9 protein-coding genes and 2 pseudogenes are annotated in these 10,139 nt (G+C 67.6%); 3 read left to right on the top strand and 8 right to left on the bottom strand.

What is annotated here, in order from left to right; genetic code table 11:
- Positions 1 to 407 precede the first annotated feature (407 nt).
- A pseudogene (locus AB0N07_RS48360) lies at positions 408 to 1,024 on the top strand (transposase); the annotation flags it as partial.
- A 134-nt stretch (positions 1,025 to 1,158) separates the two neighbouring features.
- A complete protein-coding gene (locus AB0N07_RS48355) occupies positions 1,159 to 1,977 on the top strand; it encodes a hypothetical protein (protein ID WP_365846970.1) in 819 nt (272 codons plus the stop codon).
- A 182-nt stretch (positions 1,978 to 2,159) separates the two neighbouring features.
- On the opposite strand, the pseudogene AB0N07_RS48350 reads toward AB0N07_RS48355, so the two are convergent.
- From AB0N07_RS48350 to AB0N07_RS48325, 6 genes and pseudogenes are all read right to left on the bottom strand, one after another.
- A pseudogene (locus tag AB0N07_RS48350) lies at positions 2,160 to 2,399 on the bottom strand (serine protease); the annotation flags it as partial.
- A gap of 29 nt (positions 2,400 to 2,428) precedes the next feature.
- Positions 2,429 to 2,581, bottom strand: coding sequence for a hypothetical protein (locus AB0N07_RS48345; protein WP_365846968.1), 153 nt, complete (start codon positions 2,579 to 2,581; stop codon positions 2,429 to 2,431).
- A gap of 76 nt (positions 2,582 to 2,657) precedes the next feature.
- On the bottom strand, positions 2,658 to 3,800 hold the full coding sequence (locus tag AB0N07_RS48340) for an NAD(P)/FAD-dependent oxidoreductase (protein WP_365846966.1): 1,143 nt from the start codon (positions 3,798 to 3,800) through the stop codon (positions 2,658 to 2,660).
- Between the two features lie 238 nt (positions 3,801 to 4,038).
- Positions 4,039 to 4,734 carry a TetR/AcrR family transcriptional regulator gene (locus AB0N07_RS48335; protein ID WP_365846964.1) on the bottom strand — a complete coding sequence of 232 codons (696 nt, stop codon included), beginning with the start codon at positions 4,732 to 4,734 and terminating at the stop codon, positions 4,039 to 4,041.
- A gap of 44 nt (positions 4,735 to 4,778) precedes the next feature.
- On the bottom strand, positions 4,779 to 4,955 hold the full coding sequence (locus AB0N07_RS48330; protein ID WP_365846962.1) for a hypothetical protein: 177 nt from the start codon (positions 4,953 to 4,955) through the stop codon (positions 4,779 to 4,781).
- Between the two features lie 165 nt (positions 4,956 to 5,120).
- Positions 5,121 to 5,543 (bottom strand): helix-turn-helix domain-containing protein, encoded by a 423-nt coding sequence (locus AB0N07_RS48325; protein WP_365846960.1) that lies wholly within the window; start codon positions 5,541 to 5,543, stop codon positions 5,121 to 5,123.
- Between the two features lie 85 nt (positions 5,544 to 5,628).
- Here AB0N07_RS48325 and AB0N07_RS48320 point away from each other — a divergent pair, with 85 nt between their 5' ends.
- Complete coding sequence (locus AB0N07_RS48320) at positions 5,629 to 6,444, top strand: NAD(P)H-binding protein (protein WP_365846958.1); 816 nt, start codon at positions 5,629 to 5,631, stop codon at positions 6,442 to 6,444.
- A 631-nt stretch (positions 6,445 to 7,075) separates the two neighbouring features.
- Here AB0N07_RS48320 and AB0N07_RS48315 read toward each other — a convergent pair.
- Positions 7,076 to 8,251 carry a PP2C family protein-serine/threonine phosphatase gene (locus AB0N07_RS48315; protein ID WP_365846956.1) on the bottom strand — a complete coding sequence of 392 codons (1,176 nt, stop codon included), beginning with the start codon at positions 8,249 to 8,251 and terminating at the stop codon, positions 7,076 to 7,078.
- A 695-nt stretch (positions 8,252 to 8,946) separates the two neighbouring features.
- Positions 8,947 to 10,035: a terpene synthase family protein gene (locus AB0N07_RS48310; protein ID WP_365846954.1), complete on the bottom strand. Its 1,089-nt coding sequence runs from the start codon at positions 10,033 to 10,035 to the stop codon at positions 8,947 to 8,949.
- Positions 10,036 to 10,139: the final 104 nt, after the last annotated feature.

The following is a 10,139-nucleotide window of genomic DNA, read 5'->3' as shown; positions in this document are numbered from 1 at the left end:
GTCGGGCTCCTGCGAAACATGGGCGGAACGTTCCAACGAGCCTGACGCAACGTCACGATCGTTTACTGCCCGTCCTCAAGATTCCCGACGGAGTCGCTCAGTGTTGCGCATCCACCGGCTGGCCCTGGAGCGCTTCGGACCTGTGGATGGCGAACTCCTTGCCGTAGCCCTCTTGGAGGAGGCCGCCGGTACCCTGCTGCGCCCCTGACCGGTCCGGTACCGGTTGCGGCCTGATGACCGCTCGGGCCAGGGCGGCAGCAGTGGTTCGATCCGCGCCCACAAGCCGTCGTCCGACGATCCACGTCCGAGTCGTCACTCGACACGAACAGTCAGACCATCACGGTCACGCCCGACCAGGCACCTGAGCAAGATCCTGTCACAAGCTCTATGGGGACAATTGGCTGACCGACGGCCTCTCCGCCCAGCTCAACGGCCTCTTACGGGAGTTGGTGCGCCAGCAGGAAGGCAAGCACCGCCACCCCTCGGCCTGCGTGATCGACGCTCAGAGTGTCAAGACCTCCACCTGCGTCCCCGCCTGGACGCAGGGCATCGACGCGGGCAAGAAAATCGTCGGCCAAAAACGCAGCATCATCACCGACACCCTGGGCCTGCTGCTGGCGGTGCTGGTCACCGCGGCAGGCGTCCAGGACTCCACCGCCGCCCGCACCCTCCTGGAGCAGACCGCCACCGACCACCCCACCCTGCGCAACGTCTGGGTCGAGGGCGGCTACCGCAAGCACTTCGTCGAGCACGCCGCCGCCCTCGGCATCGACCTCGGAATCGTCCAACGCGCCCCGGGAGCAGGGGATTCACCCCGATCCCGAAACGCTGGGCGGTCGAGCGCACCTACGGCTGGCTCATGCTGCACCGGCGCCTGGCGCGCGACTACGAAACCCACACACACCGCTCCGAAGCCATGATCCGCCTGGCGATGACCGACCTGATGGCCCACCGCCTCACCGGCGAGAACACCACCTCCTGGCGCGACCCGACATCCCCGGATCAAATTCGCATCCCGGGATGAAACAACGGGAGAAGACGGCCTCTGAGCGCCCGCCGCCCGCTTCGAACCCTGCGAAACGTGAGTTTTCCGTCATGGCCGACGGGCAACTTCACCTGGGAGCATGGTTGTCCATCGGGTGGACGGGGGGAAACGGGATGGCCACTGCGCACAGACGGGTTCGTGCGGCCATAGTCGTTGTGGCGGTGCTGGCGGCCGCCGGCTGTTCCGGCGGAGGCGGTGACGACGCCGCTTCCGGCCCCTCCGCGACGACGACCGCGGCGGCCCCGGCCACCACCCCTTCGACGGCCTCGCCCACCCCTGTGGTCAAACCGTCGGACATCTACCCCACGAACGGGGCCGGCTGCCATCCGAACGCGAAGTGGAGTACGGCGAAGGCGGTGGACTGGGTCCACTGGGGGCAGGTCGGCACGCCCGCCCTGGGCCCGGGAGAGGTCCGGTTCCCCAAGTCCATGCCCGGATTCGACGGGCCCCTGTGCGACCGGGTGACCGTCCAGGTCCAGTACTGGCGCGTCAACTACCGGCCGTCCAACGCCAGTTCGCCCGCCGACCCGCTTTCGAGGGAAGTGAACTACGACTACGCCCTGCAGTTCCTCAAGCGCACCGAACTGCACATCGACGGCCGCGAGGTCCACGACGTGAAGCCACCGAAGGGCTTCGCCTCGGCCAAGGCCAGCCCCTGCGACGGCTTCCTGGAGGCGATCTACGTCGGCGCACCGCTCAAGGACCGCGAACTGCCGACCAAGATCAGCACGGGCAACACGATCGTCGGCGACGACGTCACCTTCCCGACCAAGCGCGTGGTCGATTTCCACGTGTTCGCGCCGTCCGCGCCCCAGCTCTGCGACGACAACGGCATCCCCACGGCATCCCCCGCACCGTCCGGCTACCCGTCGTCCGGCTTCGGGCTGCCCACGCCGTCCTACCCCGCCTTCGACCTCACCCCGAAGAGCTGAGCGGCCGGGGGCTGCGCCGGCATGCGCGCCAGAGCGAAGCCGTCGTGGCCGCATCCAGGCAGATCATCCGCGCGGCGGGACGATGCGTTGTCTCCACGACCTTGACACTGCTTGACATCATGCAGGACCGCCCGGCAAACGTTCACCGATGCGGACAGGGAGGCTACGGGCGGTCGCGCGGATCACGGACCGCTGATGGCGGTCTTGTACAGGTCGGCCGCCTGGCTGCCCAGTGTCACGCTGTAGGACACGTCGTCGGTGTCGCCGCCCTGGTCGTAGCCGCCGAGGACGCCGACGACCTTGCCGTCGTCGTTGATCCAGGGGCTGCCGCTGGTGCCCTGGGTGAAGGCGGGGCAGTCGATGCGCTGCTGGGTGCTGCTGTATGCGGTCGGCTTGTTGGTGCAGCTGATGGGTGTCTCTCGGCCAGCTGCCTCCTGGATACGGTCTACGGTCAGGCGGCCGTGGGCGCGGCTGAAGGTCGGATGGAGCCGTAGGCCGGGCGGGCGCTCGGCAGCTGCAGTGGGCTGCCGCTGGTGCCGGCCTCGCGCAGGTCGAGGTCGAGGCCGGGCCGTACCGGGACGGCGCGCGGCACGGGTGCGGTCATGCGGTGCTCCTGGATGCGGGGGGCCGGTGGCTGAGGGGTCCGGTGGCTGAGGGAGCGATGGCCGTCGGGGTCGGCCTCACTGGGCTGCCGGGCCGGAGGTGAAGAAGGCGACCAACTGCTCCAGTCCCTTCTCGCTGAACATCGTGTCGAGGTTGGCGGCGGACTCGGCGGCGGATGCCTCGCTGCGCGGGAAGAGGGCTTCCTCGTACGTGGCCAGGGCGGCTTCGATGTCGCCGGGGTGGGTGGCGATGGCCAGGGCGAGTTCGGCGCCGTCGAGCATGGCGAGGTTGGCGCCCTCCCCGGCGAAGGGGGACATCAGGTGGGCGGCGTCACCGAGCAGTGTCACGCCCGGGACGCGGTCCCAGCGGTGCCCGACGGGCAGGGCGTGGATACGGCGCGGGGTGATCGTGTCCGCGTCGGCGACCAGGGCGCGCAGGTCCTCGTCCCAGCCCTCGAAGTGGGCGAGGACCGCGGCCTTCGTGGTGGCCTGGTCGGTGAAGTCGACCGTGTCCAGCCAGCCTTCGTCGACCTTGAGCGCGGTGTAGACGTGGAGACTGTCGTCGCTCTCCCGGTGCGCGAGGAGACCGCGTTCGTCCCCCAGGGCGATGAAGAACCCGCCGCCGATGACCGCTGCACTGCGCGGGTGGTGGGTGTCGGCGTCGAACAGGTCGGTCTCGACGAAGGAGATGCCGGCGTAGGCGGGCCAGGCGTTCGAGACCAGCGGCCTGATCCGGGACCAGGCGCCGTCCGCGCCGATCAGGAGATCGGTGGTGATGGCCGAGCCGTCGGCGAACGTCACCTCATGACGCCCGTCGCCCAGCGCCCGGGCCCCAATAACCTTCCGGCCCCAATGGATCGTGCCGTCGGGCAGGGAGCCCAGCAGCAGGTCACGCAGGTCGCCGCGGTCCACCTCCGGCCGGTCGCCGGTGCCGTCGTCCTCCTCGGCCACGTGCACCGTGCCGTCGGGGCCGAGCAGGCGCATGGCCTGGCCGCCCTCGTGGACGATCTTGAGGAAGTCGTCGTGGAGGCCGGCGGCGTGCAGGGCCTTCTGCCCGTTGGTCTCGTGGATGTCGAGCATCCCGCCCTGCGTACGGGCCGCCGCCGACGCCTGCAACTCGAAGATCGCCGACTCGATGCCGCTGGCGTGCAGGACGCGGGCGGCGGTCAGGCCGCCAAGACCTGCGCCGATGATCGCGATCGGGAAATGGCTGGTGCTCATGAGCGCCTCCTGAAGCAGTAGGGGAATACCTCGGTGCGCCGAGTCATCACCGCCGCCGCAAGGCTCCTTGCTGGGGCGGCGTGCACGGCGGGGCGGCAAGGGATGCCTTGGCCACTGCCGCCACCGTAACGAACATGTTCGCTACGAACAAGTTCCATGCCGGGTGGCGGGGGGCGGCGAGGTGGACTTCCGTGTCTCCTGGCGGCGTCCGCCGTCGGGCGGGCCCCCGGCCCCGGGCTCAGTCCCCTGCGCCCGGGACAGGCGTGTGCGTGATGCCGTTGATGAGAACGTCGAAACTCCAGCGGATCCTGTCCGGCACCGAGCCGCCGATCAGGGCGGGCATGTGCGCGGTGATCGCCGGATGCGTGGCGGGGTCCACGGCGTGCAGGGCACGCACGGTGGCGTTCCAGTCGTCCTCGGAGGCGGGGTCGTCCCCACGGGTGGAGTGCTCGGCAGCCGTGGCTGTCGCATCCTGGAGCAGTTTGTCCACCCCCCAGGCGGCCTGCTCGCGGTCGGCGCCGCTTTGCGAGAGGAGGTCGAGGATGCGCTCCACCAGGCGCAGGTAGTTCTCACCGCTCGGGCGGGCGACGAGTGCGGCCCGCGCGAGCTGCGGGTACTCGAACAGCACCTGGGTGTACGACGTCATGACGGCACGGAGCTGCTCGCGCCAGCCCCCACCGCCGTCCCGCCCGGTCAGGTCGACCTCGCCGAGCAGGGAATCCAGAACGGCCGCGTGCAACTCGGCGGTGTTGGCGACGTAGACGTACAGCGACGCCGGGCCGGTGTCCAGCTCCTGCGCCAGGCGGCGCATCGTGACCTTCCCCAGGCCCTCCGCCCGCATGATCCGCACGGCGGTGTCCACAATCCAACGCCGGGACAGGGCGGGCTTCGCCGGACGGTCCCGGCGGCTGATCGGCTCTCTTCCTACGGTCATAACCCGATCGTAACGAACACGTTCGCTGCGCGGGATTGCCCGGTTCACTCACGCAGGGCGAGGCAGTGTTCGGCGACCGCAGGGATCGGGTCGGAAGCCTCGCCGGGGCGGTTCTTCCAGTAGATCTTGCCCAGGCTCGCGCTGGGGTTGTCGATGAGCGGGGCCACGGACCAGATGGGGTCCTGGTAGCGGGAGTTCGGGTGCGTGTTGCGTGGGCTCATCCATTGCCGTCAGCCAGTGTCCTGGTCCGCCCCGCCCGTTGCTTTCGCGTGGCACGCAGCGGGCCGGAACGGTCCGCAGCCGACCGGGTTATGGCTGACGGGACTTCAGTTCACCTATGAACGCGGCCCAACTGTTGCGGGTCATGACGTTGTCGATGCCGACGGTCATCGGATCTCGTTGTCGGGATGCTGCGCGTCGTATGCCTGGCGGGCGTGGGCGATGGTGTCTCGGTGTTCGAGTGACCAGTCGGCCAGTGCCTTGACGAGGTGGGTCAGGCTTGCGCCGGTCTCGGTGAGTCGGTAGTCGACCTGGGCGGGCACGGTCGCGTAGACGGTCCGAAGTACCAGCCCGTCGCGTTCCAGCCGACGCACGGTCAGTGTCAGCATCCGCTGGGAGATCCCATCGATCGCGCGCTGAAGTTGCCGGAAGCGCCGCGCCCCGTTCGCAAGCTCGACGATCACGAGGACCGACCATTTGTCGCCCACGCGGTCGAGCACGTCGCGGATCCCGCAGTCGGGATGGTCCGGCTGCCCGCACGGTTCGAGCTCTGCGGGCCCAGCGGTTACGTCTGTGTGCGTCACTGACACGAAACTGCCTCCTTGCGGGCCGACCATGGCCGGTTCAGGCTCACCGTAGTTACCGAAGAGAACCACGGTAGGAGATTGAACCGCAATGATCATGGTGACCGGCGCGAACGGACAGCTCGCTTCCCTCACGCTCCAGGAGTTGGCCGACCGAAAGGTGCCCGCCTTGGGCGGCAGCCGAGCACCCGCCGACGGGCAACGCCACCTGGACTTCGAGGACCCGACCAGCCTGGACCTCACCGGTGTCTCGACGCTCGTCCTGGTCTCGGCCGGGTATGCCGAGGACGACCAGGTCATCGCTCGCCACCGGGCTCTTCTCGACGCTGCAGTTCGCGACGGTGTCAGACACGTGATCTACACCAGCCTGACCGGCACTGGCGATCACCTGGGGTTCGCGCTCGCCCACCGCGCCACTGAGGACCTGGTCAAGGCCAGCGGTCTCGGGTGGACGATCTTGCGCAACGGGCTCTACGCCGAGCTCTTCGGAGCGTTGCTGGCATGGACACTCGATGGCCTGGAGTCAGCTTTTGGCGATGGCGCCCTCTCCGCGGTGGCGCGGGCGGACCTGGCCGCAGCCGCCGCGATCGTTGCCAGCCACCCGACCGTGCACGCCGACAAGACCTACGACCTGGTCGGCGACCCGATTACCGCCGAAGACGTCGCCGAACGTCTCGAAGTCACCCACCGGGCGATCGGGCTCAGCGAGTACCGCGCCCGGATCCTCGCTGACGACGCGCTGCTGCCGTTCCAGCCGCCGATGCTCGCCTCGATCGCCTCCAGCGTCCGCCATGGGTTCCTGAGCAACTCCAGCCCCGACCTCGTGGGACTGCTCGGCCGACCGCTCACCGATGCGCTGGCCGTTGCGGCGGACACCGCGGCTGCGATGCGTCCCGGCGCACGCTGACGCGGACGGTTCATCGCAACGCGCCGCTGCCCCTCGCAGGCCGTCTGCGGCTGGTCGAACGCTGCCTTACCCGTCCGATCGCCCACGTGGCCGCTGAGACGCCGAAGCCTTGCGCCCAGACCTGACTGCTTCACACATTCGCTGGGGCCGACGCTGTCGGAAGCATCAACAGGGAGCGTTTGCCCTGCTGTTGCCCGCCCTCCACCAACGTGCTGAGCTGGTTTTTGCTGCTGCCGGACGGGGGCACTGTGGCTATTGAGCTGCCTGAAGAAGTCGTTTCCTTCCTGCAGGTCATCGGTGTGAACTGGCCGAATGTGCTCGAGGACAAGGTCCGCGATGTGGCGGTGTACCAGGGCCCTCCGGCGAGGTGTTGCTGACGAAGTGGTCGCATCCCCTTCGCCTCCCACCCACCCCGGACGCCGACGACTGGGTACGCATGCGGCTGTACTGCCATGCCGACGACCCCGAACCCGGAATCGGCGACCACGGGGAACGCCAGCTGGTCCAGCTCTGGCCCGCACCCGTGTGCTTCTTCGCGCGATACCCCGGGTGGTGTCGTGGGCAACCGACGAAATGCGGCTCGCGGGGTGAGGGAATGGCGAAACGCGATCAGCGGGCCAGGCGGTGGCGGTCAGGCGGTCGTGGACGGGAGAGATCCGCCGGCATGGGACATGAGGTGCGGCAGGTGCAGATGGCGTGACGGGGTGCGTTCAATGATCAGGAAGGCGGCGTCGTCGGTGAGCTGCTCACCGGTGTACTCGAGCAGGTCGCGGTGCAGGTGGTGCAGTAGAGCGTCGGGGCTTGATGCGGGGAAGGAGGCGACCCGTTCGGCGAGCGGGTAGAAGGCTCCGGTCGGTGAGCGGGCTTCGATCACGCCGTCGGTGTACAGCAGCAGCATGTTGCCCGGTTCCAAGGTGAACGGGTCGGTGCGGTCGTTCCGCGTACAGAGGGAACACAGGCCCAACGGGGGTGCGGGCCGACGGGAGTTCAGGGCGGTCACCTGGTCACCACGGATCAGCAGGGGCGGTGGATGGCCGCAGTTGAGCATCTCGGCCTGCGGGCCCTGATCGTGGATGTCGATCATGATTGCGGTGATGAAGTGCTCGCCGGCGTCGTGCGTGGTATCGGCGACCTCTTCCAGGTTCCGGCAGACGCTGTCTTCGACGGCGGTGACGAGCTCGGGCAAGGAGGCGTAGCGGTGAGCGCCCTCACGGAAAGCCCCCATCACCACCGATGCCTCGCCGATGGAGGCCAGCCCATGGCCTCGAACGTCGCCGATGAGTACGCGGGTGCAGGGATGGTCGGCGCGGGCGACCGCCAACAGGTCGCCCCCGATCTGGGTCTCGTCCTCGGCGGCCAGATACAGCCAGGCCACCCGCAGCGGCCCGATCCGGCGAGGTGGAGGCCGCAGCAGAACCCGCTGCGCTGTCTCGGCCACCGACCGCAGCCGGTTCAGCTCTCGTGTTCGCCGCTCCCGAACATAGGAGATGAAGACCACCAGAGCTGACAGCACGGCCAGGGCGATGAGCTGCGCCAGGTGGTTGGTCGTGGTCAGCCCGCCGTGGAAGACCGAGATGATCACCAGGGCGGCCTGGGCCAGAGCCCCGACCAGAGCGGTCAGCCGCGGACCAGCGAAGGAGGCGGTCAAGGTCGGCGCGATGACCAGCAGCGGGCCCAGATGAACTTCGGTGCCGGCAGCGATGTCCGCCACGGTGATGGCCACGATCAGTGCGAGCGCGATCACCAGCATCCCGCGTCCCGCACGCTGCTCCAAGAGATGGTCGTCCGATTTCCCTCGCACACCCATATGCCCTTTGTACGCCATATGTGACCACCCATGTCTCCTGTGTCGCCTTATATCTAGGTTGGTGTGACTCGCGGCGCCGAATATGAGCGCAGACGGAGAGTGGTCGCCCACTACTATTAGTAACCGACCAGTCGCCGGGGGAGCTGAAGTAGGCGGGTGGCCAGTTGTGTGCAACCAGGTGGTGTTGGTCGTCGACTGTCCATCGAGTACTGACAGCAGGTCACTCGTGGTCGGTGTAACGGCAGGTCGTGGGGCTAAGCGTGGACTGGATCGGCGTTGTAGTTCCGGTTACGGAGCGCTACTTGTCCGTTGGCGGAAGCTAAACGAGCGGACCCCCGAGATCCCCGTGGGCTCAAGGAAACCGAAAGTCCTTCAGCCTGAACCCACTGGTCCACCGGTCTGCTTCAGACCGATGGGCCCGTGGGTTCGGTCGGAACACGTGGATGCTGTGCAAGTCGAAGAGCTTCGGCCGTGACGTCGGCGTCGACCTGTGCCGGTGATGCACTACGTCGTTGCAGATCACCCGGAGAGGATCGCCCGTCTTTCCCGATGCTCGGGAGGAGGAGGGGGACGTGAGCCCGCCCGGAAGTGCCGGACGGGCTTGTTCCTGTGTGCCTGCTCAGCCCCCAGGCACGGCTCTTTGGGGGTTCGCGGATTGTTGCTCGAACGTCATGGCCGGCTGGGTCAGGGGATCTTCAGCAGTGGTCCCACCACCAGGAGACGCTCGGGTAGGGCAGGGGGCTGGTGTCGGTGGTCGACAGTGAGGGTGCCCAGCATCCGGGTGTCCTGATGACGTCTTCCGGGGCCATGCGTTGTGCGGGTGGCGGGTTGTAGCGCCGCGCGCACCGGGTGACTTCGGTGTTGGCGATGATCAACTGGCCGAGTCGGTCGATGAGGTACTGCAGGGGCGTCTCAGCTGTGGGCAGCAGGCGCTCGCGCAGACGGAGGAAGAGAAGCATCAGGCGGTCGCGCGTCTCGATCGCCGCGGTGACGGCCTGGTCGAAGGAGAGTCCGCGGGTCGCTTCCAGGATTCCCACGAAGTTCGGAGACGTCTGACCTTGTGCCTTTTCCTTGTGGTAGGAGACGACATCGTTTTCCACTCCGACTAACAGAACTGCGCACCCAATCAGCGCCCGGACTGCCGGTGCGTTCCAGACCTCGTCCGGGATGGGAGCCGGGCCGCACATTTCGATCATCGAGGCGTATGTGTAACCGCCGACGTCGTGAATGCGCAGGGCGAGATATTCGTCTTCGTCGGGTTCGTCCATGTGAATCTTGTGCACGCCGCTGACGAGGATGCACCTGAGTCCGGTGCTCACGCGGGCCACTTGTGTGGGTGTGCACTGCGCGCGCATTTGCTCCATCACGTCATGGATTGCTGCGGTGAGGGGGAGTGCATTCTTCGGTACGTGGTATCCCGGAGATTCCATCACGTGCATGATCTGGCCCACGAGTCGGATGACCTCGCTGGACCGGCTGCGGGCGTCCGGGTGATCGAGCACCTCGTCGTCGATGGCGAATGACCACTCCAGCAGGCAGCCGACGGCGTGGAGCACTGCCTTGCTGGTTTCTGGGGTGGAGAACCTCCCAAGGCACCATCCCATGGCAATTCCGGAGTAATCGGAGTTGGGATCGGTGATTGGTTCGGTCCACCCGTAAGACTCCTTCCACACTTGGGCCCGGGCCGCGACGTCCCTGGGGACGTGGGAGGGTTCCGGCATCGGCAAGGGGTAGTGGAAGCGCGGCCGTAAGCCCTTCTTGGCTGGGATCGCCTTCTGGTCCACGCCTGATGTGCCAACGTCGCTTCCTTGCCGGGTGATCCTTTAGGATCCGGGGCTTGTGGCTCGTGATCATGTGGTGGGGGATGGCTTCCCGGAGCGGATACGGA

It is taken from the genome of Streptomyces sp. NPDC051172, from assembly GCF_040682555.1.
In the GTDB taxonomy this organism is placed as follows: Bacteria; Actinomycetota; Actinomycetes; order Streptomycetales; family Streptomycetaceae; genus Streptomyces.
The sequence above is the reverse complement of the archived record's forward strand: the minus strand, read 5'-3'. Positions and strand labels throughout refer to the sequence as shown.

What these genes read in the sequence shown, in the direction of transcription:
- AB0N07_RS48345 (WP_365846968.1), bottom strand. Translation starts at nt 2,581, where the DNA reads ATGACCGCACCCGTGCCGCGCGCCGTCCCGGTACGGCCCGGCCTCGAC.
- AB0N07_RS48320 (WP_365846958.1), top strand. Translation starts at nt 5,629, where the DNA reads ATGATCATGGTGACCGGCGCGAACGGACAGCTCGCTTCCCTCACGCTC.
- AB0N07_RS48340 (WP_365846966.1), bottom strand. Translation starts at nt 3,800, where the DNA reads ATGAGCACCAGCCATTTCCCGATCGCGATCATCGGCGCAGGTCTTGGC.
- AB0N07_RS48355 (WP_365846970.1), top strand. Translation starts at nt 1,159, where the DNA reads ATGGCCACTGCGCACAGACGGGTTCGTGCGGCCATAGTCGTTGTGGCG.
- AB0N07_RS48335 (WP_365846964.1), bottom strand. Translation starts at nt 4,734, where the DNA reads ATGACCGTAGGAAGAGAGCCGATCAGCCGCCGGGACCGTCCGGCGAAG.
- AB0N07_RS48315 (WP_365846956.1), bottom strand. Translation starts at nt 8,251, where the DNA reads ATGGGTGTGCGAGGGAAATCGGACGACCATCTCTTGGAGCAGCGTGCG.
- AB0N07_RS48330 (WP_365846962.1), bottom strand. Translation starts at nt 4,955, where the DNA reads ATGAGCCCACGCAACACGCACCCGAACTCCCGCTACCAGGACCCCATC.